Raw genomic sequence first — 22530 nt, forward strand, 5'->3', positions numbered from 1 at the left:
TCGACCCGCGGAGTGGACCGAGGCCTCGCCGGTGTGGCGCTCCCTCGGTCCGGGGTTCAGGGGCCGGCCGATATGCCGCGCCCCCGGTCGGGCGGAGCATCGACCCACCTGGATTCGGCCCGTCGGGCGGCTCGTGCCGCGTGGTCCCTGCTCGCGCGGCCGGCTCCGGATCGCCTCTGCGTGCGGGCGCTCCGGAGTGCGATCGCGGTCACTCCGCGGGGTTCGGAATGTGCGATAATTGGTCAACCAAATAACTCCGGGTTGCTCACCACACTGACCGGCCCGGAAGGGAGGTCTTGCTCGTGTCCGCACCGTCCTTCACCGCCGACGACGCGGCGATGCTGCTCATCGACTACCGGGTGGGCGCCCTAGGGTGGGTCCGCTCCATCCCCTTCGACCGGATGGAGGCCAACGCCCTGGCTCTCGCCAAGACCGCCAAGGGCAATGGCCTCCCCCTGCTCTTCGCCTCCTCCGTGGACGCGAACGCCCCCGGCCCGCGGTCGGCCGCACCGGAGGAGGACCGGTTGCGGTCGGGCATCAGGCGTCAGGGCGTCGTCCATGTCATGGACGACGAGGACTTCGCCTCCGTGGTGGGGGAGACAGGGAGAGAGAAGCTGATCATCGCGGGCGTCAGCGAAGCGTGCATCGTCCAGCCCACCCTGACCGCGCTGCGCCTGGGGTACGAGGTCGGGGTCGTCGCCGACGCGAGCGGCTGCGCGCCGGAGATCGGGCAAGACTTCACCCTGCGTCGTATGGGCGGGGCGGGGGCCTTCATCACCTCCACCGCCCACATCCTGGCCGAGCTCCTCCAGGCCCGGGCCGGTCAGCGTGACGGAAAGTTCGTCCCGTTCGTCGTGTAGCTCATGCCGCGGCAGCGACGGGGTGGAACGGCGAGCGGATGGCCGCACCCGTCCTCCATTTCGTCGACGCATTCCCTTCCTCCCCGCGTCCGAAGCCGCGGACGCAGGTCGTAGGTTCTCCGTGCAGGGTGTTCTCCATGCCGGCCTCCCGGCCGAACAGGACTGGTTACCTTGATCGCGATCAGCGCCGAAGAACCCGGTTGAACCGTCTTCGTGGCGGGCGAGCACCCCAATCCGCTGCCGCCGAGGACCACGGACTCCAGCGCCTCGCCGGCCATCGCGTCACCCTCACGCTGGACGCGCCGACCCAAGCCCCGCCTGTTGGTGGTCTTGAGCATGAAAGGGTTGGTTGAGGAAGGGCAGTCCGGGCGCGAGTAGCGACGGCCGAGCGCGGAAGCGGCGCGAGACGTCGACGGGCTCCGCGCTCAAGAGCCTTCATCCGCCGCTACTGCGATGCCACCGTGTGTGATGACCGCCCCCACGTCGACGTGCCTGCGACCGGTGGCACTGCGGGCCCCCGCTGCTCCTGGCGGACATGATGGGCCCGCTGTTCGCCCAGGCGCCAGTCATCGCCCGGACCGGCTGACGACACGGAGGTCCCCTCCCAGCCGGCACCCGGCTGCGGTACCGGCCCGAAGAACAGGGCGCAGAATGCCGTCGGCCACAACTCAATGTGTATGCAGATACGCCATAATGGAGGGCATGCCTCAACCGATCATTGTCATCGACGGCATCGAGCCGCTGAACCTGCCCGGCACGCGGCAGTCGATCGGACCGTTGCACGCCCTGCTGCGGGAGTGCATCCTCGACGGACGGCTGGCGCCGGGCACCGTGCTGTCACAAGTGGCGCTCGGACGCCAGCTGGGGGTGAGCCGCACCCCGGTGCGGGAGGCGTTGCGCATGCTCCAGGAGGAAGGGTTCGTCGAGGCCGAACCCAACCAGCGGATGCGGGTGGCGGGCCTCGACCCGAGGGCGCTGGATGCCGACTACGCGATGCGCATCACGCTGGAGTGCCTGGCCCTGACCATGACGCTGGACGACTTCGGCACTCGGGCCGAGCGAGAGGCCAAGGCGCGGCTGACGGCGATGCGCCGGGCCGCCCGCGCGAAGGACGGAGAGGGCTGGTTCGCCGCGCACCGCGAGTACCATCTCCTTCTCACCGCCGGAGCGGGCGAGCCACTGCGGCGCCAGCTGGAGGCGCTGGCGGACCGTAGCGTGCGCTACATCCGCATCACCCAGCGGCTCGACGCCGAAAGCTGGCCCCAAGCGGGCGACACCGAGCATCCCGCGATCCTGGACGCGGTGATCGCCGGCGACCGCGACACGGCGGTGTCCCGCCTGGCCCATCACCTGGAGCGGACGGCGCTGAGGGTGCTCGGGGAGCGGGCCCCGGAGTACGAGCCGGAGGCCGTGCCCAGGGCGATGACTCTGGTCGGTGCCGGTCCGTCGCCCTGGAGTCACAGCTGACCTGCGCACCATCCCCGGAGACAACCGGGCGGCCGGCCCCGGTGGAAGGAACCGGCACCGGCACCGCCCGCCCATATCGACTTACGGCTTCGACTCGAGGTTGTGCAGGAACTGTTCCGGCATCAGGGGGCACCACACCGCGGGCGGGACGTCCCAGTCCTGCGCCTTCCAGTCCTCGCTGATCTGGTCGATGTCGGAGAAGTACTCGATCCAACTGCCCCAGGGGTCCCTGACGTAGTGGAACAGGTTGGAGCCCACGGTGTGCCGGCCCAGGCCCCAGCCGACGCTGTGACCCTTGTCCGCCATGACGCGGGCGCCCATCGCCAGTTCGTCCAGGCCCGAGACCTCCCAGCTGGAGTGGTGCAGGCCGGGGTGGCTGCTCTGGATGAAGCCGAAGACGTGGTGGTCGCCGGGGCCGGGGTTCATGAAGACGACCTTGCCGGTGATCCGGTCGGACACCCTCAGGCCGAGGGCGCGCTCGTAGAAGCCCTGTGAGCGGTTCACGTCCGAGGAGAAGATCAGCATGTGACCGAGCCGACGGGGGCGCGGCACCGTGTCCGCCTTGAGCCAGACGGGCTCGTCCACGCGCCGGTAGTCACCGGCCACGTTCTGCTTGACGGGCTCCACCGGGCGCGGAGCGGCGAGTTCCTGTTCCCGCACGTTGACCGCGTTGCCGTCCGGGTCACGGAACCACAAGCCGCCCTCGGGACCGCCGACCGGGGCGTCCTGCAGGGTGATGCCTAGGGACTCGAGGTGACGCCGCAGCTCGAGCAGGGAGCCTTCCGGTGCCGCGAAGGCGACATGGTGCAGACGCTTGTCGTGTCCCTCGACGAGCAACGTCTGGTCCTGGTCGCGGCCGTCACAGCGTACGACCAGCCGGTCGTCGCGTTCGTCGACGGTCAGCCCGAAGTCGGTGTAGAAGTCCTTGCCCTCGGCCAGGTCGGGCAGTTGCAGGCCGTAGTGGAGAAGTCCGCTGACGTGCATGGCGCTTTCCTTCGTCGTTCGTGTGGATTGGGGGGCCTCGTCATTACCGTGGTGACGGGCCGCCGGGACTTCGCAGGTGTGCCCAGAGCCGGTCGAGCAGGGGTGGGCCGGCGGCCCGCCAAGCCGTGATTTCTTCGCTCGTGAGGGCGTGGACCACCGCTGCCTGCCGGGCCGTGAGGTGCAGTCGGCAGGCGGTGTCGAGCAGCCACATACGGGCGACAGCGTGGCCGGGTGTGGCGCCGGTGGTGAGGGCGCCGTTGCCGCGCAGGACGACCGCGTCGGCCTGGCCCAGCGTGCGGGTGGCGCCTTCGGCGATGTCCGCCGAGCGCATGAGCCGCGCGTCGTCGTGGACGGGTACGGCTTCTCCGAGCAGGGCGCCCTGACCGTGCAGGGGTGGGATGGTGCCGGAAGCCACCGCACCGGCCGCGAACGCCGATTCCGGAGTGGCGCGGGCCACGGCACGCACGTCGGGTCGTGCCCGGTAGACGGCCAGGTGCGCCCACGCCTCGCCCGGTGCGCGCGCGGGCAAAGCCGTCGAATCCAGCGGGATGTCCAGGAGGGTGCCGGCGGTGGCCTGCGCGAGATCGATTGGTGGCGTGATCAGCATCCGGTCGCCACGCCGTGCCGACACGTGCCCGAATGCCGAGACCAGGCCCAGTGTGGCGAGAGTGCGCGCCGCGTCGGCCACCTCCCCGGGCAGAGTGCCGGCGCACGGCCTGGCCGCCGTCGGCCCGCTCATGCCGCGAGCCCGCCCGCGTCCTCGGGCAGTGCGGCGGCCGACTCGACGGCGAGTGCCGCGAACAGCGGAGCGGGGTCGAGGTGGATCCGCAGCGAGGTGACCGCTCCCGAGGGGGCGCGGGCGATGACCGTGACGCAGGGGACCGTCAGCTCGGTGCCGCCGCGCGTGGTGTAGTGGACACGGGCTTCGAGCAGCACGGTCCCCCGGTCGTCCGCCTGCCAGCAGTTGCGCCACTCGTGTCGTATCGCGGAGATTGTCGCGCCCAGGCTTTCCAGAGCTTCGCGTATCGCGACATGCCCGACAGCGGGCGGGTTGTTGCCGAATACCATCTCCCCGTCGAGGGCAAAGCGGTCCAGGACGCGCTCGATCTGCTGTGCGTCGATGTCGGCGTAGAAGGAGTCGGCCCAGCCGATCCAGTCGGGCATGTCGGACATCTCTGTTCCCTTCCGTGTCGGTCGGTTCTGCCGTTCGTGTCAGGTCAGGCGGCTTCGCCCGCGGCGCGGCGGCGCATGGCGTCCCGCGTCGCGGTGAGGGCCTGGAGGTAGTCACCGGTCATCGTCGAGGTGGTTGTCGCCTCTGCCTCGGAGCCGCCGGGGACACCGGCCTGCACCAGGGCGAAGGTGAAGCGCAGCCGCAGGTCGTCGCCCTCGCCCTCGATCTCGTTGGCGATGGTGCCGAGCACCGGGCCCGACAGCCGGGTGAAGACCACCCGATGCGGCTCTTCGAGCGTGATCCGCTCGCGGAAGTCCACGCCCCGGTAGCGGATGTCGCGGTCGAAGGAGGTGTCGCCGTGCCGCTCGACGACGGTGCAGTGGCTCATCGAGGGGACGAACGGCAGGGCGTTGTTGGCCTTGAGTACCAGTCCCTCCCACACGGCGGCCCGGTCCAGTCGAGGCTCACCGGGCTCGTTGACGGGCAGGACGTGGGTAACGAAGATCATCGTTTCTCCTCCGGCCGGCGGTACTGCCGGCCTGGTACGGGTGTGTGCAGGCACAGCGGTGCTGCCGGCCTGGTACGGGTGTGTGCAGGCACAGCGGTGCTGCCGGCCTGGTGAGGGTGGTCTGAGGGCCGGCGGTGCCGTCGGGCCCGGGCAAGGGTGCTGGGTGGTCTGAGGGCCGGCGTCACTGCCGGGTCTGGGGACGGGTTGTCCGCATACCGCGCGGCTACGAGGCCGCGGTGCGCACCGCACGGTGCAGCTGGCGCTGCCGGGTCGTGGGCGCCACCGGCCCGCGCCACATGTCGAGCGACGAGGGCTGCTCGGGGTCGAACACGCGCGGGGTCCATGCCCCGTCGTCCTCAATGGGTTGCCCGCCGACGGCGTACTCGTACGTGAGGTTCTCGGGGCCGCGGAAGTAGAGGAAGACCGAGCCTGAGGTGGGGTGCCGTCCCGGTCCCATGACGATCTCCACGCCACGGTCTGTCAGGAAGTGCCAGTTGCGCATCAGCGCGTCGAGGGAGTCGACCTGGAAGTTGATGTGACACAGGCCGGCTTCGTCCCCCTGGAACACGGCGAGTTTGTGATGGACGGGGTCGATGCGCATCAGGCACGCGCGGTCGCCGACCCAGTCCGACACGCGCGCGTTGAACGTCGTGGACCAGAAACGGTGAGCCTCGTGCACATCGGGCGCGTCCAGGCACAGGTGTCCGAACTCGCTGATCCCGGAGTCGCGGGCCGGCCGCACCGGCTCGGCGGAAAGGTACTGCGCCGCGGCCAGTTCTATGCGGTTGCCGAAGGGATCGTCGAAGCCGATGTAGTCCGACACCCCGCGAGAGCGCGCCCCCGCCTGATCGCCGCGTTCGACCCGGAGGCCCCGCTTCTCCAGTTCGCTCTCCGCGGCTGCCAGGGCCTCGCGCCCGGCGACGGTGAAGCCGGACGAGATGACGCCGGAGCGCCCCTGGACGAAGGTGAGGCAGCGGCCCCGAGGGTCGGCGCGCAGGTGCGCCACTCCGGGCTCGTCGGAGTCGAGTACTTCGAGGCCGACGATGTCACCGGCGAACCGGACAGCGCCTTCCAGATCCTCGACGCCCGAGCGCACGTAGGCGATGTCTGTCAGTGTGATCACTGGGTGGTCCCTTCGTCGTAGCCGAGGTAGCCGCGCGCCCGCGCGCTGTCCGGCCAGCGTTCGCAGAGCGAACCGGTCAGCTGCGTGCGCAGGCACAGCGATGTCTCGCAGCGACAGGTGCGCAGGGTGTCGACGGCGCCGGTCTGCACCTTGCGCGGCCAGTCGGGATCCGCGAAGAGCGGCCGGGCCAGGCCCACCGCCTGCGCCTGCCCGGACCGGAGAACCCGCGCCGCCATCCTGGGGTCGCCCAGGCCGCCGTTGGCCACCACCGGGATCCGCACCGCGCGTTGCAGCGCTGCCGTGTCGCGGAGCGAGTAACCAGGCTCGCCGAGTATGTCCGCGTTGTGGGGCAGGCGCATGGTCTCGAACGTGGCCGGGACCGCGAACAGGAAGGCGGCCCCCGCGTCTTGAAGCAGGGGAGCGAGCCGCACGGCGTCCGTGAGGCTCCAGCCGCCCTCCACGCGTTCGTCGCTGAGCAGGTGAACGCCGACCGCGAAGTCCGCACCGGAGTTCGCGGTGACCCAACGCACCACCTCCAGCGGGAGCCGGGTGCGCCCCTCGAAGTCGCCGCCCCACCGGTCGGTGCGCCGGTTCGTGCGGGGAGAGAGGAAACCCGACAGCAGGAAACCCTGCGCCATGTGGATGTCCACACCGTCGAACCCGGCGCGCCGGCACAGGTCGGCAGCCCGGACGAAGGCGTCGACGGTCTCCTCGATCTCCTCCGGGGTGATCTCCTGCGGGGTGACCGTCCGGCCCGGCGTGAGCTCGAAGGGGATGGCGGACGGGGCGAGGCGAGGGCGACTCTCGTACTCCTCCCAGGGACCCGCGTACCGGCCGGCGTGCACGATCTGCGCGATCGCCAGGGCCCCGTGCACGCGGATCTCGGAGGCCAGCCGCCTCAGTCCGGGCAGCTGCTCCTCGTCGCTCACCAGCGTCTGCAACGGCATCTGCCGGCCCGCGACACTGATCGCGAAGTTCTCCGTGATCACCACGCCGGCGCCGCCTCGGGCGCGGCGGGCGTAGTGCTCGACCTCGCGGTCGGTCACGGTGCCGTCCGGGTGGGCGTAGCCGACGGACATCGGCGCCTGCACGATCCGGTTGCGGGCCGTACGCCCGCCGAGCCGCAGCGGCGTGAACAGCGGTGCGAAATCCGCCGTGTCGGCCGTGCGGCTCGCGTCCGCGGTGGAGGTCATCCCAGCTCCATGGTGTTCGAGTGCGCGAAGGCGTGAGGCGGCTCGGCCTGCCGTACGTCGTTGCGGAGCACCCCGATCGGTTCGATCTGGATGTGCAGCCGGTCGCCGTCCCTGAGTGCCATGCCCTTGGCGGCGCCGACGCCGGCCGGGGTACCGGTGGCGATCACATCGCCCGGCTCCAGCGTCATCAGCGCGCTGGCGGCCGAGACGAGCTGCGCCACGGTGAAGATCATGTCCTGGGTGTTGCCGTCCTGCTCCAGCACGTCGTTGCGCCACAGCCGGATGGGCAGCGCCTGCGGGTCGGGTATGAACCAGGACGGCGTCACGCCGGGCCCGATCGGCGTGAAGGTGTCGCGTCCCTTGGACGCGAGCCAGTCGTAGGCGAACGGGGGCGCCAACGGGTTCGGCCGGGCGTGCAGGCCCCGCGCGGAGATGTCGTTGACGATGGTGTACCCCGCGACCGCCTCCAGCGCCCGCTCCACCGGTACCCGGTGGGACCGGCGTCCGATCACCACGCCGAGTTCGGCCTCCCAGTCCACGCGGGCCTGGGGATCAGCGGGGATGGAGACCGTTGCTCCGGGCCCGGTGATCGCGGTGGGCGGGAGCAGGAAGAAGTACGGCGCCATGCCGTCCGGAACCTCCCCGACACCCATTTCCCGCAGGTGGTCGTGGTAGTTGGCGCCGGTGAAGACCAACTTGCCCGGCCGCGGAAGAGGCGGCAGCAGGCGTACGGCTTCCGCCGGGGCGTCCTCGGCGGGCTGCCAGGCGCGCAGGACCGGCTCCAGCTCTACCCAGTCCCGCAGCGCCGCCCCCACGTCGCGATACCGCGCCAGTGCGGGGTGGCGTCGCACCTCTCCCTCGCTGTCGGCGGCGCCGACGAACGACGGGGCACCCGGCTCCTCGGGACGGCAGGTCACCAGGTTCCATACGGCCATGCGAGCTCCAGGCATCGATTATTTGCCGCGCCATGATGTGGAGGCAGCGTACTGAAGGGCGGAAGCAAGCACATGACAGTGGCTTGCGGGGACAGACTGCATACAGTTTCCCGTGCAGTCAATAGGTCGACCAAGTATTGACTTTGGCGAAGGAAAGTGTACACAGTTTGAGGGCGCTGCCTGCCTGGACGTGGCAGGCAGCGCACTTGAACCCACCCGCACCGACCCGATCGGAGATCGTCATGTCGGACGTCGTCGCACTCCCGGTGGGACAGGCCGAAGGAGTGCCGTCGTGACCGCCGTGCCGCTGGCCGAGGCAGCGGGCGCCCTCCTCGCCGCCCACGACAGCCGGGTTCCGGTGGAACCGCTGGTGGACACGTACCGGGGCCTGACGCTCGCGGACGCCTATGAGATCCAGCTGCTGCAGATCCGCCGCCGCGTCGCCGGCGGAGCCCGGATCAAGGGGCACAAGGTCGGCCTGTCGTCCCCCGCCATGCAGCAGCAGTTGGGCGTGGAACAGCCGGACTACGGCCATCTGCTGGACGACATGTTCTGGCTGGAGAACGCCCCCGTACCCGCCTCACGGTTCCTGCAGCCGCGGGTCGAGCCGGAGATCGCCTTCGTGCTCAGGCGTCCGCTGGCCGGACCGGGAGTCACCGTCGCGGAGGCCGCCGCGGCCGTGGACTTCGTCCTGCCGGCCCTGGAGGTGATCGACTCGCGCATCCGCGACTGGCGTATCGGGATCATCGACACCGTCGCGGACAACGCCTCCTCCGGGGGCGTCGTGCTGGGCAGCACACCGGTCCGGCTGCCGGATGTCGATCTCCGCCTCGCCGGATGCACGCTGCACCGCAACGGCGACCTGGTCGGCACCGGGGCGAGCGGCGCGGTGCTCGGCTCGCCGCTGACGTCACTGGTCTGGCTCGCCAACACCGTCGGCACACGCGGTGTCGTCCTGGAGGCGGGACACGTCGTGCTGCCGGGCTCCATCACCGCCTCGGTCCCCGTCGGCGCGGGGGACACCGTCACCGCCGCCTTCGCCGGGATCGGCAGCGTCACGGCACGTTTCACCGAGGAGAGTTCATGAGCAAGGTGACCGCGGCCATCGTCGGCCCCGGCAACATCGGCACCGACCTGCTCGCCAAGCTGCTGCACAGCCAGACGGTCGAGGTCCGCTACATGGTCGGTGTCGACCCGGCGTCGGACGGGCTGGCCCGGGCCCGTGACCTGGGTCTGGAGACGTCCGCGGAGGGAGTGGACTGGCTGCTGTCCCGTGCCGAGCCGCCGCAGTTGGTGTTCGAGGCGACCTCCGCGAAGGCACACGTCGCGAACGCGCCGCGCTACGCCGCAGCAGGCATCCAGGCGATCGACCTGACCCCCGCGGCCGTCGGCCCGCCGGTCTGCCCGCCGGTGAACCTGGAGGAGCACCTGGACGCCCCCAACATCAACATGATCACCTGTGGCGGGCAGGCCACCATCCCGATGGTGCACGCGATCTCCCGTGTGGTCCCGGTCGAGTACGCGGAGATCGTCGCGTCGATCGCCTCCCGGTCGGCCGGACCGGGAACCCGCGCGAACATCGACGAGTTCACCGAGACCACCTCGCGCGCCATCGAGCGGGTCGGTGGCGCTCGCAGGGGCAAGGCGGTCATCATCCTCAACCCGGTCGACCCACCGATGATCATGCGCGACACGGTGTTCTGCGCCGTCCCGGCGGACGCCGACCGGGACGCCGTCAGCGAGTCGATCGTGCGCATGGCCCACGAAGTGGCCGCGTACGTTCCGGGCTACACGCTGCGGGCGGACCCCCAGTTCGACGACCCGCGCCCCGAATGGAGGGGGCAGGCCCGGGTGGCCGTCTTCCTCGAAGTGCGCGGCCGGGGCGACTACCTGCCGCCCTGGGCAGGAAACCTCGACATCATGACGGCTGCGGCCGCTCGCGTCGGCGAGCTGCTGGCGGACGCCCGGACCACGGCGGTGACCTCATGACCACCCTCGCCGGCGACCAGCAGCCGCCCAAGGTACGGATCACCGACTCCACCCTCAGGGACGGCTCGCACGCCATGCGGCACCAGTTCACCGAGGAACAGGTGCGCGGCGTCGTGCACGCCCTCGACCAGGCGGGCGTCGAGGTCATCGAGGTTGCGCACGGCGACGGCCTCGGCGGCTCCAGCTTCAACTACGGCTTCTCCACGGTGGACGAGATCCAGCTGATCGAGGCCGCCGTCGACGAGTCGACCCGGGCGCAGATCGCCGTACTGCTGCTGCCCGGCGTCGGCACGGTCACCGACCTCAAGCGCGCCCACGCCGCCGGTGCGCGTGTGGCCCGCGTCGCCACCCACTGCACCGAGGCCGACACCTCCGTCCAGCACTTCACCGCCGCGCGCGAGCTCGGGATGGAGACGGTCGGCTTCCTGATGCTCTCGCACCGCATCGACCCGGCAGAACTCGCCGCGCAGGCAAGGATCATGGTCGACGCCGGCGCCCAGTGCGTCTACGTCGTCGACTCGGCCGGGGCCCTGGTCCTGAGCGGCGCACAGGCTCGGGTCCAGGCCCTGGTGGAGGAGATCGGACACGAGGCCCAGGTCGGCTTCCACGGCCACCAGAACCTCTCCCTCGGCGTCGCCAACTCGGTGCTCGCCTACCAGGGCGGCGCTCGGCAGATCGACGGCGCCCTGTGCGCGCTCGGCGCCGGCGCCGGGAACGCGCCCACCGAGGTGCTCGCGGCCACCTTCGAACGTCTGGGCATACCCACCGGCCTGGACGTCGGCCTTGCTCTGGCCGCCGCGCAGGACGTGGTCAAGCCGTTCATCCCCCGGCTGCCGTGGATGGACCGCTCCTCGATCGTGCAGGGCTACGCGGGCGTGTACTCCAGCTTCCTGCTGCATGCCGAACGGGCCGCGGATCGCTACGGCGTACCCGCCCACGAAATTCTTGAGCAGGTCGGCGAGGCCGGCTACGTCGGAGGCCAGGAGGACATGATCATCGAAATCGCGCTGAGGCTGGCCGAGGAGCGCGAGAAGGCGGGGGCCGGCCGATGAGCTGGGACATCGCCCGCGCCGCCACCGTCCTGCTGGAGGCCGAGGACAACCGCACCGACCGCGGCCCGATCACCGACGAGTGGCCCGGACTCGGCCTCGACACGGCCTACATGGTGCAGGACGAGACACTGCGCCGCCGGCTCGACCGTGGCGAGCACATCGTCGGCGTCAAGCTCGGCCTGACCTCCCGCGCCAAACAGGAGCGGATGGGCGTCGCCGCGCCGCTCACCGCCTGGCTGACCGACGGCATGCCGCTGCCGGCCGGAGCGCCCGTCCCGCAGGAGCGGCTGATCCACCCGCGCGCCGAACCGGAGATCGTGTTCGTGATGAAGAACAGGCTGGCCGGCCCCGGGGTCACCGCCGCCACCGCCCTGGCCGCGGTCGGCTCGGTGCACGGCGGCATCGAGGTGATCGACAGCCGCTACCGCGATTTCCGCTTCACCCTGCCCGACGTGGTCGCCGACAACGCCTCCTCCGGCCGCTTCCTCACCGGCCCGGTCGGTGTGCCGCCCGAGAAGCTGGACCTGGCGATGGAAGCCTGTCTGCTCGAGGTCGACGGCCAGGTCGCCGACAGTGCCACCGGCGCGGCCGTGCAGGGCCACCCCGCCGAGGCCCTGGCCCTGGCCGCCAACGAACTCGGCCGCCGGGGCCTGGCGATCGAGCCCGGCTGGATCGTGTTCACCGGCGGCATGACCGACGCCGTACCCGTACCGCCCGGTTCCACCGTCGCGGTGCACTTCACCCACCTCGGTTCTCTCCACCTGACGGGAGGCTGACATGCCGCTGATCGACGTGACGATGGTCCACGGACGGGCACCGGAGGAGATACGGTCGCTGATCCACGAGGTCACCAGGGCGGTGGTCACAGCGCTGGACGTACCGCAGCAGAGCGTCCGCGTGGCCATCAGGGAACTGCCGAAGACCCACTGGGCCGCCGGTGATGTCACCATCGCCGAGCGGGAAACGGCGAGCACGACCGGGGGAGCGGCGCGCTGATGGAATTCTACGGTCATGTGATCGACGGAGAGGAGGTGGCCTCGCTCTCGGGCGCCACCTTCTCGTCCATCGACCCTCACACCCGCCAACCCTGGGCGCAGGCCGCCCTCGGCGACGGCGCCGACGCCGACCGCGCGGTGAGCGCGGCACGCCGAGCCTTCGACCACGGTCCCTGGCCGCGCATGGGCACGGCCGAGCGCGGCCGGATCCTGCACCGCCTGGCGGACCTGATCGAAGAGCACGACGAGGAACTCGCTCTGGCGGACACCCAGGACATGGGCAAGCCGATCACCCAGTCACAGGGCAACGACGTACCGCGTACGGCGGCGAACTTCCGCTTCTTCGCCGACCACGCGAGGCTCTCCACCTCCGAGAGCTACCCGATGGACACCGGCCACCACGCGTACACCCGCTTCGGCCCGGCCGGGGTCGTCGCGGCGATCGCACCGTGGAACTTCCCGATGATGCTGGAGTCCTGGAAGGTCGCACCGGCCCTCGCGTGGGGCAACACGGTGGTGCTCAAGCCGGCCGAGGACACCCCTGTCTCGGCCACGCTCATGGCGCGGATGGCCCTCGAAGCGGGCATGCCCCCGGGCGTGTTCAACGTCGTCCACGGATACGGCCCCGACTCGGCCGGCCAGGCCCTCACCGAGCACCCGGCCGTGGACCGGATCACCTTCACCGGCGACTCCGGCACCGGTCGCGTCATCGCCGCCGCCGGCGCCCGCAACCTCACCCCCGTCAGCCTCGAACTCGGCGGCAAGGGAGCGAACATCGTCTTCGCCGACGCTGACCTGGAAGGCGCCGTCGACTGGTCGATCCGCGCCGTGTTCACCAACTCGGGCCAGGTGTGCCTGGCGGGCTCCCGGCTGTACGTCCAGCGGGAGATCTACGAAGCGTTCCTCACGCGGTTCGCCGCGGCGGCGGACGCGCTGGTCGTCGGCGACCCCAAGCACGCGGCCACCCAGGTCGGACCGCTGGCCTCCGCCGAGCACCACGCCAAGGTCGCCGGCTATGTGGACACGATCGCCGAACAGGGCGGCACGCTCCGCACCGGAGGCCTGGGCAGCGGCTGGACCGTACGCCCCACCGTCGTCACCGGCATGGACCACACGGCCCGGCACACCCGCGAGGAGATCTTCGGCCCGGTCGTCGTCGTGATGCCGTTCACCACCGAGGCCGAGGCAATCGAACTCGCCAACGACACACCGTACGGGCTCAACGCGATGCTGTTCACCGAGAACCTGCACCGCGCACACCGGGTCGCGGCGGCGCTCCGTGCGGGCACGGTCTGGGTGAACTGTTTCTTCGTCCGGGACCTGCGGGCCCCGTTCGGCGGGGCCGGCGACTCCGGGATCGGGCGCGAAGGGGGCACGTTCAGCCGGGAGTTCTTCACCGAGCCCAAGGCGGTCGTGATGCAGATCGACAACGACGGCGCCCCCCGGCAGCCACGGCCCGCGTAGCGGCGCGCCGGACTCCGTCCCTTCCCTTACCGCTCAAGTCCCTTACCGCTCAAGGGGTTCCATGCACTCCCACTTCGCCGCTTCTCCCTTCCCCGAACCCACGGAGTATCACGGGCACGAAACCGAACTGCTGCAACGCGGCGAAAGCCTCCGCGAACGCGCGCATCAGGCCCAGCGCGCCGTCCTCGCCGTCAACGGCGTTCCGTTCGCCGTGGGCATCCTGCTGTCCTCGTTCACGGACGTCCCCTCGATCCCCGTCCACGGCCGGCTCACCCTGGGCCTGGTGTGGGGTGTGCTGCAGATCGGACTCTTCGCCGCCACCGCCTGTCTCTACGAGTCTCGCTCCGCACGCTTCTGCGACCCCCTGGACCATTCACTGGCCCATGACGTCGCCGAGGCCGGACAGCGGGGCGCTCGCCCGGGCGACAGATTCGGGGAGTGATGCGAATGACCATGCACACGTTGGGTGCGAGCGCTCTCGACCCTGTCGGCTCGGCCGCCAGGGGCCCCTTGATCGTGGCCTTGCTGGCCTTCATCGGTGTGTCTTTCCTATGGCTCCTCACCCTCGTCGCCGGTGAGGAAGAGACCACGGAAAGCCTTCAGCTCGCCAATCGGTCCCTCTCCGCTGTCTTCAACGGCTTCGCCCTGGCCGGCGAGCACATCTCGGTGCTCACCCTGTTGGGGACCTCCGGGCTGATCGCCCTCTTCGGCTATGACGGGTTCACCTTCGCCGTGGACAGTCTGCTGGCGCTCGGTGTACTGCTGCTCCTTGCACAGAAGATACGCAACACCGGCCGTTACACACTCGGCGACCTCTTTTCGTTGCGCGTATCGGGGCCCGGGCCTCGCACCGCCGCCAGCCTGGTCACACTCGCGATCACGATCCCTATTCTCATGGTCCAACTGCGGGCCGCCGGCATGAGCACCGCACTACTGATCGGCATGCCCGCAACGCAGACGGAAGTAATCTGTACCGTGTTGATGGGAATTCTCGTGACCTGCTTCGCCTCGCTCGGCAGTCTGAGAGCGACCGGCTTCATGCACATCGTGAAGGTACCCCTTGTGCTGCTGGTCCTTGCGGGGCTTGCTGTGCTCAGCCTCCAGAAGTTCGCATGGGATCCACAAAAGGTGCTCACGAGTGCGGTGGACAACAGCACGGCGCCGGACCGGTTCTTGAGTCCGGGTCTGTGGCGGTACACCGGGACCTTCGGACCGCTGAATACGGTGGGCACCCATGTCGCCGTGGTCCTCGGCGCCGCCACGATGCCGCACCTGCTGCTGCGCCTCAACGCCTCCCGCAGTGGACGCTCCGCCCGTCGGTCCATGACCATCGCCGTGGGGCTGATCTCCGTGTTCGTTCTCCTTCTGATCACGGCGGCCTTCTCCGCCGCGGCCGTTGCGGGCAGTACCTCCGCAGCCGTGGATCGATCGGGACAGTCGTCGCTGGTGTTGCTGGCCTCCGGCCTGCTCGGTCCCGGTTCGACACCGCGCACGGCTCTGATCACTGTGGTGGGGTGCATCATCTTCTTCACCGTGCTCACGACCGTGGCCAGCCTGACCTTCGCCGCCGCCGTCTCTTTGGTCCGCGATGTTCTTACGCGAGGTGGGCACTGCCGTACGTCCCAGGAGGAAACGCGAGCGGTACGTTTCACCGCCGCCGCCGTGGCCGTGGGGGGCCTGTTGCTGTCGGCCGTCACCCTCCTGTATCCGACCGAGTTCCTGGCGACCTTCGCGATGAGTGTCGCGGCCTCGTGTGTCTTCCCGGCGCTGGTCTACTCCCTCTTCTGGCACCGCTTCAGTCGCAAGGGCCTGCTCTGGTCCGTCTACGGAGGGCTGGTGGCGTGCACGCTCCTCACGGTCTTCTCGCCGGCTGTCTCCGGAACGTCATTCGCGGTGTTTCCCGGCGCGCACTTCAGCTGGTATCCGTTCCAGGTCCCGGGGCTGGTTTCCATACCGCTGGCGTTCTTCCTGGGGTGGCTTGGCAGCGTCACCGCTCCAGACAGCTCAGGCCCCGATTTTCGGTACGTCGAATTCGAAATCACGACGGGGATGGAGTGGACGTCATGATTCGGCCGCCTGCTCCAGTCGGTCGTCGTGGCCGTCCATCCGGCCCTCCGGTACCGGAGATCGAGGCTACGTAATGTCCGCTGCCCGTCTGATCGGGGCTCTGGTCCCCGTGGCACTGTTGGTGATCGGGCTGGCAGGCATCTGGTGGGTGCTGCGTCAGGAACGTGGCCGACCGTCGTCGTACGCCCGCCGCGGAGTCGGAGTGCCGGTGCATCCGGGTGGTGAGCCGTCGTTGGAGGCGTGGCGGCAGATGTCCACGAAGGCGCAGCGCATGTACGACACGGCGATGCTGGACGCTGCCGAGTCCGCCGAGTCCGCCGAGTCCGCCGAGTCCGCCGAGTCCGCCGAGTCCGCCGAGTCCGCCGAGTCCGCGGAGTCCGCGGAGTCCGCGGAATCCGTGGAGTCCGCGGGGTCCACCGACTCCGAGAGGTCCGCGGAGACCACGGCGGCTCGGTCGGCGGCGGCTGAGCGCAACGCCCTGTTCCAGCCCTGATCCCGTCCACCCCTCCCCCCGCCTTTCGGAAGTGAGTTGCCGCCGCGGCGCGCCGTGCCGCGCGACTGGTCCGAGGCGGGCCTGCGCCTCTCTTCGGACCCTCGCCTCCGTCGCGGCACTGCGTTGCGGTGACATCGGCGCCGCACGAGACCGGGGGAGTCGGTGGACGGCCTGGTCGGCACACTCCGGACCAGTGACGGCGATGCCGCACCGCCTGCACCAGGCGCCGGTCGCCCTCGATGAAAGGGGCGTTGTCGCCCGGGCCCGGTCGGGACGGGTGCGCCGTCGGCCTCGTCGCGCAGGTGATGACCACGACCGTGCTGACGAGCCTCCTCGTGCCCGGTCTGGCCCAGGGCCCGCTCGCCGCACGGCCCGACGGCCCGGCCGTTCGGTTTGCTGGCGGTCAGGAACGCAGCTTGTGCAGCAGCGCCCGGACGGTCTCCGCCATGGCCGGCCAGACCGCCGTGATCTGTTGATCCGTCAGGGGCACCAGGCTCTGCACCTGGACCTCGCACTCCATACAGGCCGGCCCCTGTGCCCCGCTCAGCGTCAGCACCCGTCCCGGCCGGTACAGCATGCCCACGTGCTTCGACGCCCGGCCGTGTCCCCGTCTCTCGTAGCCAGTCATCATGCCGTCACCCGGCCCTGCCAGGGCACTGCATTGGGGCACTCGGGCAACTTGATGCTGTGCCGCTCCTGCTCGTTGCCGGTCTTCTGGCCGAGGGGAGGGGCGCTGGAAGCCTCGGCAGCCCTAGCGTGGGCGAAGAGGCACAGCACCTGCGCTGAAGGATTGCCCTTGATCACATGGTGCCGGCTCATGGCACAGGGGAGAGCAGTTGCGGTGCTTACTTCACGTCGACGTAGTCACCCGTGGCCTTGACGGCCCCGGTGGTGTCGGTGCCTGCGAAGGAGTAGCGGTAGTAGCCGTCGACGGTGGCGGTGGTGGTGGTCTTCAGGTGGCCGGTCGCGTCGGATGTGAGGGTCTTCAGCGTGTGGTAGGTGCTGGAGCCGTACTTGCGGAACTGGAGCTTGACGGGCTGGTTGGCGTAGGCCTCGTACGTGTGGGTGTTCCAGTTGGCGAGGGAGATCTTGCCGGTGACGGTGATGGTCTGGCCCTGGGTCACCGGCTCGGGGGAGGCGTTGACGGTCAGTTTGGAGGCCCGCTGGAGGGTCACGCTGCCCAGACCGTCCTGGTTGGTCGTGGCGACTGGGTTCTGGCCGTTGTAGGCGGTGGCGTAGCCCTCGGCGATTCGGGTGGTGGCGTCCTCGTTGACGAGGTCGACGTCCGGGTGGACGTCGATGGTGCCCGTGCAGGTGGCGGTGGTAGACGGGGTGTCGGTGGGCGCCGGGGTGTCGGTGCAGGTCGGCGGGTTTTCACCGGACAGGTAGTCGCTCCCGGGGAAGCGGGTCAACTGCATGCGGCGGAGGGTCACGCCCAGGTGGAAGTCGCTCGCGTGGATGTTGACGTTCGTGCCGTGCGTGACGGTGAAAGTCAGTGGGACGGAGACCATTTTGCTGATGCCCGCGGGGATCGGCTTGTCGTTGTTGACCCTCACGTCGGAGAAGGTGAGGTCCAGCTGGTAGGAGCTGTCGGCCTGCGCGGCGGGCACGGCGAGGGCGGAGATGGCCAGGGCGCCGGTGACGGCGGCCGCGGTGGTGCGAATGCGCATGCGTTCCTCTGGATGGTGAAGTGGGGCCCGATGGCGGGTCGTTGCTCACGGCACGTTGTCGCCGCGGGGCCGCGGGGCCGCGTGGTCGTGGAGTCTGGCGACTCGGACGATAGTTAATTTCTGCACGTGTCGAAATATTGTTTCATGGCCCGGTTCGGCAGGGACCGAACTGGGGCCGTCCTCGGCGGCGTTGCCGCCGCGGCCTTGCCTTGCGGCGCCGTCGTCACCGGCCGAACGGTGCCCGACGGCGGGATGAGCGCCATCCGTTGTTGATCACCGGCTGGGTCTTTGAGCGGGGTCTGGAACGGGGGAGTCGGGTGAAGGAGCTCGTCGGTGGTGGCGCGCGTGGGAGGAAACGTTGCGGCCCCGGAGACGGTGTGGGTGTCCGGGGCCGGTGCCAGGTGTTTAGTTCACGTCGACGTAGTCGCGGGTGGCCTTGATTGCCGGGGCGATGGAGGTGCCTGCGAAGGTGTAGCGGTAGTAGCCGTCGACGGTTGCGGTGGTGGTGGTTTTCAGGTGGCCGGTGGAGTCCGTTGTGAGGGTCATCAGCGTGTGGTAGGTGCTGGAGCCCTTCTTGCGGAACTGGAGCTTGACGGGCTGGTTGGCGTAGCCGTCGTACGTGCGGGTGTCCCAGTTGGCAAGGGACAGCTTGCCGGTGACCGTGATGGTCTGGCCCTTGGTCGCCGGCTCCGGAGAGGCGTTGACGGTCAGCTTGGAGGCGCGCTGGAGAGTCACGCTGCCCAGGCCGTCCTGAGTGGCCGTGCCGACCTTGCTGAAGTCGAACCCCCAGACGGTGGGGTCCTGGCCGTTCCAGGCGGTGGCGTCGCCTGAGACGGTCCAGGTGGTGGCGTCCTCGTTCAGCAGATAGGTGTACGGGTTGACCGGTTCGACGTCGATGGTGCCCGTGCAGGTGGCGGTGGCCCACTGGGTGTCGGTGGGCGGCGGCGAGGTGTCGGTGCAGGCCGGCGCGCTGATCAGGGTCTTGGCGTTGTACGGGTAGGTGGACCGTATGCGGTAGACGTACAGTCTCAGTTCGAAGTCGCTCGCGTGGATGTCGGCGTTCTTGCCGTGCGTGAGCGTGAACGTCACTGGGACGGAGACCGTCTGGCTGATGCCGGCGACGATCGGCCACCCGTTGTTGACCTTCACGTCGGAGAAGGTGAGGTCCAGCGGATAGGGATTGCCGTCGTCGCTGGCGGTGGCGGTGAACGCCGGCTTGCCGGCGGCTGCCTGCGCGGCATTCGCCAGGTCGGTGCGGCTGTGGGCGGGGTTGTCGGCTTGTGCGGCTGGCGCGGCGAGGGCCGAGAGGGCCAGGGCGCCGGTGACGGCGGCCGCGGTGGTACGGATGCGCATGTTTTCCTCTGCTTGGAGAAGTGGGAACCGGTGGCGGGTCGTTGCTCACGGCACGGCGTCGCTCCGGGGGCGCGGGTGGTCGTGGAGTCCGCTGACTCGCACGATAGCTAATTTCCACTCGTGTTGAAATATAGTTCCACGGCCCGGTTCGACACGGCCCGAATTGCGGCCGTCCGTGGGGGTGTCGCTGCCGCGCCTCGCTCACGGTGGGTAGTGCGTCCGCTGCCGGAAAGCGTCGGCTCCCCGCGCTGCCTGCGTGGAAGGCTGTGTCAGGGAGGACCGGGGCGGCTCGGTGCAGCGGGTATGCCTGACTGCCTGCCAGCGCCAGCTGCGGAGTTGGTGGCCGTGGTGGGGCCGGTGAAGCTGTAGTGGTGATAGTCGTCCGCGGAGGCTGTCACCCTGGTCTTCAGGGTGCCCGTCGAGCTCTTTTGGGGGAAGTGCGTGAGCGGTCGGCTCACGCGGTCAGGTCCGTGTGGGGTGTGGCCGGTTCATGGCGCACGTGAGGGGAAGTGTTCCGGCCCCGCAAAGCGGGCGTCCAGGGCCGGAAACCGGTGTTTACTTCACGTCGATGTATTGGCCCTTGACGTTGATCGCCGGGGTGGCGGGGTTGCCTGCGAAGGAGAAGCGGTAGTAGCCGTCGACGGTGGCGGTGGTGGTGGTCTTCAGGTGGCCGGTGGAGTCCGATGTGAGGGCCTGCAGTGTGGTGTAGGTGCGGGAGCCGTACTTGCGGAACTGGAGTTTCACGGGCTGGTCGGCGTATCCCTCGTACCTGTGGGTCTGCCAGTTGGCGCGGGACAGCTTGCCGGTGACGGTTATGGTCTTGCCCTTCATCACCGGCTGCGGCGTGGCGTTGACCGTCAGCGTGGCGGCACGCTGGAGGTTCACGCTGGCCAGGTCATCCTGGTTGGCTCTGCCGACCTTGCTCCAGTCGAGCTCCCAGTCAGCCGGGTTCTGGCCGTTCCAGGCGGTGGCGGCACCCACTGCGGTCCAGGTGGTGGCGTCCGTGTTGGTCAGCTGGAAGTCCGGGCGGATGTCGACGGTGCCCGTGCAGGTGGCGGTGGTCGCCGAGGTGTCGGTGCAGGCCGGCCAGCTGTCACCGTACATGCTCTTTGTCACAGGGGGGTTGGTGGATTGCACGCGGTAGAAGTCCACGTCCAGCTCGAAGTCGCTCGCGTGGATGTTGACGTTCGTGTCGTGTGTGAGCGTGAAGATCAGCGGGACGGAGACCTTCTTGCTGATGCCCGCGACGATCGGCTTGCCGTTGTTGATCAGCACCTCGGAGAAGGCGACGTCCAGCGGGGAAGGCTGAGGCGTGTCGTCCTGGGTGGTGGCGGTGAACGCCTCCTTGCCCCAGGCGGCCTGGTGGGCCGCCTGCGCGGCGAGGGCGGAGAGGGCCAGGGCGCCGGTGACGGCGGCCGCGGTGGTACGGATGCGCATGCGTTCCTCTGCTTGGAGAAGTGGGCCCCGTCGGCGGGTCGTTGCACACGGCGCGTTGTCGCCGCGGGGGCCCAGGTCGTCAAGGAGTCTGGTGACTCGAACGATAGCTAATTTCTGCATGTGTTGAAATCAGATTCGTGCCCCGGTTCGACAGGGTCCGAACAGAGGCCGTCGCGGCGTTGTCGCCGCGGCCTTGCTCACGGTCGGCAGCGCGTCCGTCGCCGGCGGGCGGCAAGCGGGTTGCCGGACCGGCCCTATGGCGCCGTCGTCACTGGTCGAACGGTGTCCAAAGCCGGGATGAGCTCCATCACCGCGAAGCCCTGCACGTGGGCCAACATCTCCAGCTTCGCAGGCGAGGCGCCCTACCAGACGGCCTACGCCAACGCCGACTGGCCGCACGGCGTGCGGAAGATCAACACCATCACCGCAGGCACCACCACCGGGACTAAAACCTTCTACACAAGCGGAACCTCCGCCGTGGCGATGCGCACCACCACCGGCAACACCACCGCCGGCGGCAAGCTCACCTACCTGATGGCCGATGGCCAGGCCTGCACACAGATCGCCGTCGACGCCACGACAGGCGCTTCAAACCGTCGCCGCTACACCCCCCTTCGGCGACGAACGCAGCGGCACCCTGCCCACCGGAACCAACAACGGCTTCCTCGGAAAAGTCGAGGACACCGGCACAGGCCTGTCCCTCCTCGGCGCCCGGCCCTACGACCCCCACCTCGGCCGTTTCCTCAGCACCGACCCCCTCAGCACCTCATACGACCCCCAAAACCTGTCCGCCTACAGCTACAGCCGAAAGGACCCCATCAACTTCTCCGACCCGACCGGCCTCATCACCTGGGACACAAGCGTGTATCCCGACAGCAACGGTGAGTGCACCGGCGGCTGGGATGAATGCAACGGGTCCAACCCCGGCTTGACCAAGAGCGACAGTAGTGCGACCGGATCCGGATCCGGATCCGGATCGGGCCTCGGAAAACTTATCGGCTGGCTCGGTGATGCCGCGAGCACCATGGGCGGCGAGGGGAAGCAGTTCGTAATCGGCTACTTCCAAAGCGGCTACCAACTAGCCGTCACAGAAGGACAATGCGCCTCCCAAGGCGACGGTTGCGATGACGTGCTCTGGTACATGTACGACCAGGTCACAGGTAAGGGGGCGGCTGAGGGGGCTGCCGCGCGCGGAGCCGAGATATACGGCGACTACTCAAACGGCAGCAGCGCCCAAGGCACCGGAAAGCTGGCATTCGATCTCACCCTGCTCTTGGCGACGCGAGGTCGCGGCACTGAAGGCGAAGGCGAAGCGCTGGCACTGGGGTGCAAGCTCAGCTTCACCCCCTCCACCCCAGTCCTCATGGCCCACGGCAAGACCAAACCCATCGGCAAAATCAAAACAGGAGACAAGGTCGAGGCCGCTGACCCCAGCAACGGCAAGCACCACGGGGCCCGCAAGGTCACTGCCACTCACATCAACCACGACTACGACCTCATCGACCTCCGGATCCAGCTGGCCGACGGAAGCACCGACACCCTTCACACCACTGCCAAACACCCCTTCTGGGACGACACCCTCCACACCTGGGTCCCAGCCCGCAAGCTGCACGCCGGCCATGCCCTCAACACCGCAAGCGATCATCACGTCCGAGTCGCCGCCGTCATCGCCCGCACCGGCGACCGCGACATGTACAACCTCACGGTCGACGACCTCCACACGTACTATGTGATGGCAGGCGCCACACCGGTCCTGGTGCACAATTGTG

At 69.3% G+C, this 22530-nt stretch carries 22 protein-coding genes and 1 pseudogene; 12 read left to right on the forward strand and 11 right to left on the reverse strand.

Features of this window, described 5'->3' with window-relative positions:
- Positions 1-302 precede the first annotated feature (302 nt).
- Positions 303-860 (forward strand): isochorismatase family protein, encoded by a 558-nt coding sequence (locus ACZ404_RS30295; RefSeq protein ID WP_468445331.1) that lies wholly within the window; start codon positions 303-305, stop codon positions 858-860.
- 702 nt (positions 861-1562) lie between these two features.
- A complete protein-coding gene (locus ACZ404_RS30300) occupies positions 1563-2327 on the forward strand; it encodes a GntR family transcriptional regulator (RefSeq protein ID WP_468445333.1) in 765 nt (254 codons plus the stop codon).
- Between the two features lie 81 nt (positions 2328-2408).
- On the opposite strand, the gene ACZ404_RS30305 is transcribed toward ACZ404_RS30300, so the two are convergent.
- The 7 genes from ACZ404_RS30305 to ACZ404_RS30335 form a co-directional block, all read right to left on the reverse strand.
- Positions 2409-3311, reverse strand: coding sequence for a VOC family protein (locus ACZ404_RS30305; RefSeq protein ID WP_468445335.1), 903 nt, complete (start codon positions 3309-3311; stop codon positions 2409-2411).
- A gap of 43 nt (positions 3312-3354) precedes the next feature.
- Complete coding sequence (locus tag ACZ404_RS30310; RefSeq protein WP_468445337.1) at positions 3355-4050, reverse strand: class II aldolase/adducin family protein; 696 nt, start codon at positions 4048-4050, stop codon at positions 3355-3357.
- A complete protein-coding gene (locus tag ACZ404_RS30315) occupies positions 4047-4484 on the reverse strand; it encodes a nuclear transport factor 2 family protein (protein ID WP_468445338.1) in 438 nt (145 codons plus the stop codon). Before ACZ404_RS30315 ends, ACZ404_RS30310 begins: the two co-directional genes overlap by 4 nt.
- A 44-nt stretch (positions 4485-4528) precedes the next feature.
- Positions 4529-4990, reverse strand: a complete 462-nt coding sequence (locus ACZ404_RS30320) for an SRPBCC family protein (RefSeq protein WP_453176588.1) — start codon at positions 4988-4990, stop codon at positions 4529-4531.
- Positions 4991-5213: 223 nt separating this feature from the next.
- Positions 5214-6113 carry a VOC family protein gene (locus ACZ404_RS30325; protein WP_468445340.1) on the reverse strand — a complete coding sequence of 300 codons (900 nt, stop codon included), beginning with the start codon at positions 6111-6113 and terminating at the stop codon, positions 5214-5216.
- A complete protein-coding gene (locus ACZ404_RS30330; protein ID WP_468445342.1) occupies positions 6110-7306 on the reverse strand; it encodes an oxidoreductase in 1197 nt (398 codons plus the stop codon). Before ACZ404_RS30330 ends, ACZ404_RS30325 begins: the two co-directional genes overlap by 4 nt.
- Positions 7303-8241 carry a fumarylacetoacetate hydrolase family protein gene (locus tag ACZ404_RS30335; RefSeq protein ID WP_468445344.1) on the reverse strand — a complete coding sequence of 313 codons (939 nt, stop codon included), beginning with the start codon at positions 8239-8241 and terminating at the stop codon, positions 7303-7305. The genes ACZ404_RS30330 and ACZ404_RS30335 overlap by 4 nt, the downstream gene beginning before the upstream one ends.
- A 292-nt stretch (positions 8242-8533) precedes the next feature.
- Here ACZ404_RS30335 and ACZ404_RS30340 point away from each other — a divergent pair, with 292 nt between their 5' ends.
- The 9 genes from ACZ404_RS30340 (at position 8534) to ACZ404_RS30380 (ending at position 16301) form a co-directional block, all read left to right on the forward strand.
- Complete coding sequence (locus tag ACZ404_RS30340; protein WP_468445346.1) at positions 8534-9328, forward strand: 2-keto-4-pentenoate hydratase; 795 nt, start codon at positions 8534-8536, stop codon at positions 9326-9328.
- Complete coding sequence (locus ACZ404_RS30345; protein WP_468445348.1) at positions 9325-10230, forward strand: acetaldehyde dehydrogenase (acetylating); 906 nt, start codon at positions 9325-9327, stop codon at positions 10228-10230. The genes ACZ404_RS30340 and ACZ404_RS30345 overlap by 4 nt, the downstream gene beginning before the upstream one ends.
- On the forward strand, positions 10227-11282 hold the full coding sequence (dmpG, locus tag ACZ404_RS30350; protein WP_468445350.1) for a 4-hydroxy-2-oxovalerate aldolase: 1056 nt from the start codon (positions 10227-10229) through the stop codon (positions 11280-11282). The genes ACZ404_RS30345 and dmpG overlap by 4 nt, the downstream gene beginning before the upstream one ends.
- Positions 11279-12058, forward strand: coding sequence for a 2-keto-4-pentenoate hydratase (locus ACZ404_RS30355; protein ID WP_468445352.1), 780 nt, complete (start codon positions 11279-11281; stop codon positions 12056-12058). The genes dmpG and ACZ404_RS30355 overlap by 4 nt, the downstream gene beginning before the upstream one ends.
- A gap of 1 nt (position 12059) precedes the next feature.
- A complete protein-coding gene (locus ACZ404_RS30360) occupies positions 12060-12278 on the forward strand; it encodes a tautomerase family protein (protein ID WP_468445354.1) in 219 nt (72 codons plus the stop codon).
- Positions 12278-13741, forward strand: a complete 1464-nt coding sequence (locus tag ACZ404_RS30365) for an aldehyde dehydrogenase (protein WP_468445356.1) — start codon at positions 12278-12280, stop codon at positions 13739-13741. The genes ACZ404_RS30360 and ACZ404_RS30365 overlap by 1 nt, the downstream gene beginning before the upstream one ends.
- A gap of 61 nt (positions 13742-13802) precedes the next feature.
- Positions 13803-14183, forward strand: coding sequence for a DUF485 domain-containing protein (locus ACZ404_RS30370; protein WP_468445358.1), 381 nt, complete (start codon positions 13803-13805; stop codon positions 14181-14183).
- Positions 14184-14188: 5 nt separating this feature from the next.
- Positions 14189-15808: a sodium:solute symporter family transporter gene (locus ACZ404_RS30375; RefSeq protein ID WP_468445360.1), complete on the forward strand. Its 1620-nt coding sequence runs from the start codon at positions 14189-14191 to the stop codon at positions 15806-15808.
- A 73-nt stretch (positions 15809-15881) separates the two neighbouring features.
- Positions 15882-16301: a hypothetical protein gene (locus ACZ404_RS30380; RefSeq protein ID WP_468445362.1), complete on the forward strand. Its 420-nt coding sequence runs from the start codon at positions 15882-15884 to the stop codon at positions 16299-16301.
- Between the two features lie 403 nt (positions 16302-16704).
- Here ACZ404_RS30380 and ACZ404_RS30385 read toward each other — a convergent pair whose 3' ends face one another.
- The 4 genes from ACZ404_RS30385 to ACZ404_RS30400 all read right to left on the reverse strand — a co-directional run bounded on the left by ACZ404_RS30385 (position 16705) and on the right by ACZ404_RS30400 (position 20761).
- Positions 16705-16932 (reverse strand): hypothetical protein, encoded by a 228-nt coding sequence (locus tag ACZ404_RS30385; protein WP_468445363.1) that lies wholly within the window; start codon positions 16930-16932, stop codon positions 16705-16707.
- 214 nt (positions 16933-17146) lie between these two features.
- Entirely contained in the window at positions 17147-17971 is an 825-nt protein-coding gene (locus tag ACZ404_RS30390) for a hypothetical protein (protein ID WP_468445365.1), read from the reverse strand.
- 405 nt (positions 17972-18376) lie between these two features.
- Positions 18377-19324, reverse strand: coding sequence for a hypothetical protein (locus ACZ404_RS30395; protein WP_468445367.1), 948 nt, complete (start codon positions 19322-19324; stop codon positions 18377-18379).
- 555 nt (positions 19325-19879) lie between these two features.
- Entirely contained in the window at positions 19880-20761 is an 882-nt protein-coding gene (locus tag ACZ404_RS30400) for a hypothetical protein (protein ID WP_468445369.1), read from the reverse strand.
- Between the two features lie 541 nt (positions 20762-21302).
- Between ACZ404_RS30400 and ACZ404_RS30405 the strand changes: the two are divergent.
- Positions 21303-22523: pseudogene (locus ACZ404_RS30405) on the forward strand (polymorphic toxin-type HINT domain-containing protein); the annotation flags it as partial.
- Positions 22524-22530: the final 7 nt, after the last annotated feature.

This window comes from Streptomyces sp. NPDC030798 (assembly GCF_055572275.1).

Coding starts and splice junctions, on each gene's coding strand:
- ACZ404_RS30300 (WP_468445333.1), top strand. CDS start 1,563: ATGCCTCAACCGATCATTGTCATCGACGGCATCGAGCCGCTGAACCTG.
- ACZ404_RS30305 (WP_468445335.1), bottom strand. CDS start 3,311: ATGCACGTCAGCGGACTTCTCCACTACGGCCTGCAACTGCCCGACCTG.
- ACZ404_RS30310 (WP_468445337.1), bottom strand. CDS start 4,050: ATGAGCGGGCCGACGGCGGCCAGGCCGTGCGCCGGCACTCTGCCCGGG.
- ACZ404_RS30315 (WP_468445338.1), bottom strand. CDS start 4,484: ATGTCCGACATGCCCGACTGGATCGGCTGGGCCGACTCCTTCTACGCC.
- ACZ404_RS30320 (WP_453176588.1), bottom strand. CDS start 4,990: ATGATCTTCGTTACCCACGTCCTGCCCGTCAACGAGCCCGGTGAGCCT.
- ACZ404_RS30330 (WP_468445342.1), bottom strand. CDS start 7,306: ATGACCTCCACCGCGGACGCGAGCCGCACGGCCGACACGGCGGATTTC.
- ACZ404_RS30335 (WP_468445344.1), bottom strand. CDS start 8,241: ATGGCCGTATGGAACCTGGTGACCTGCCGTCCCGAGGAGCCGGGTGCC.
- ACZ404_RS30345 (WP_468445348.1), top strand. CDS start 9,325: ATGAGCAAGGTGACCGCGGCCATCGTCGGCCCCGGCAACATCGGCACC.
- dmpG (WP_468445350.1), top strand. CDS start 10,227: ATGACCACCCTCGCCGGCGACCAGCAGCCGCCCAAGGTACGGATCACC.
- ACZ404_RS30355 (WP_468445352.1), top strand. CDS start 11,279: ATGAGCTGGGACATCGCCCGCGCCGCCACCGTCCTGCTGGAGGCCGAG.
- ACZ404_RS30360 (WP_468445354.1), top strand. CDS start 12,060: ATGCCGCTGATCGACGTGACGATGGTCCACGGACGGGCACCGGAGGAG.
- ACZ404_RS30365 (WP_468445356.1), top strand. CDS start 12,278: ATGGAATTCTACGGTCATGTGATCGACGGAGAGGAGGTGGCCTCGCTC.
- ACZ404_RS30370 (WP_468445358.1), top strand. CDS start 13,803: ATGCACTCCCACTTCGCCGCTTCTCCCTTCCCCGAACCCACGGAGTAT.
- ACZ404_RS30375 (WP_468445360.1), top strand. CDS start 14,189: ATGACCATGCACACGTTGGGTGCGAGCGCTCTCGACCCTGTCGGCTCG.
- ACZ404_RS30380 (WP_468445362.1), top strand. CDS start 15,882: ATGTCCGCTGCCCGTCTGATCGGGGCTCTGGTCCCCGTGGCACTGTTG.
- ACZ404_RS30385 (WP_468445363.1), bottom strand. CDS start 16,932: ATGATGACTGGCTACGAGAGACGGGGACACGGCCGGGCGTCGAAGCAC.
- ACZ404_RS30390 (WP_468445365.1), bottom strand. CDS start 17,971: ATGCGCATTCGCACCACCGCGGCCGCCGTCACCGGCGCCCTGGCCATC.
- ACZ404_RS30395 (WP_468445367.1), bottom strand. CDS start 19,324: ATGCGCATCCGTACCACCGCGGCCGCCGTCACCGGCGCCCTGGCCCTC.
- ACZ404_RS30400 (WP_468445369.1), bottom strand. CDS start 20,761: ATGCGCATCCGTACCACCGCGGCCGCCGTCACCGGCGCCCTGGCCCTC.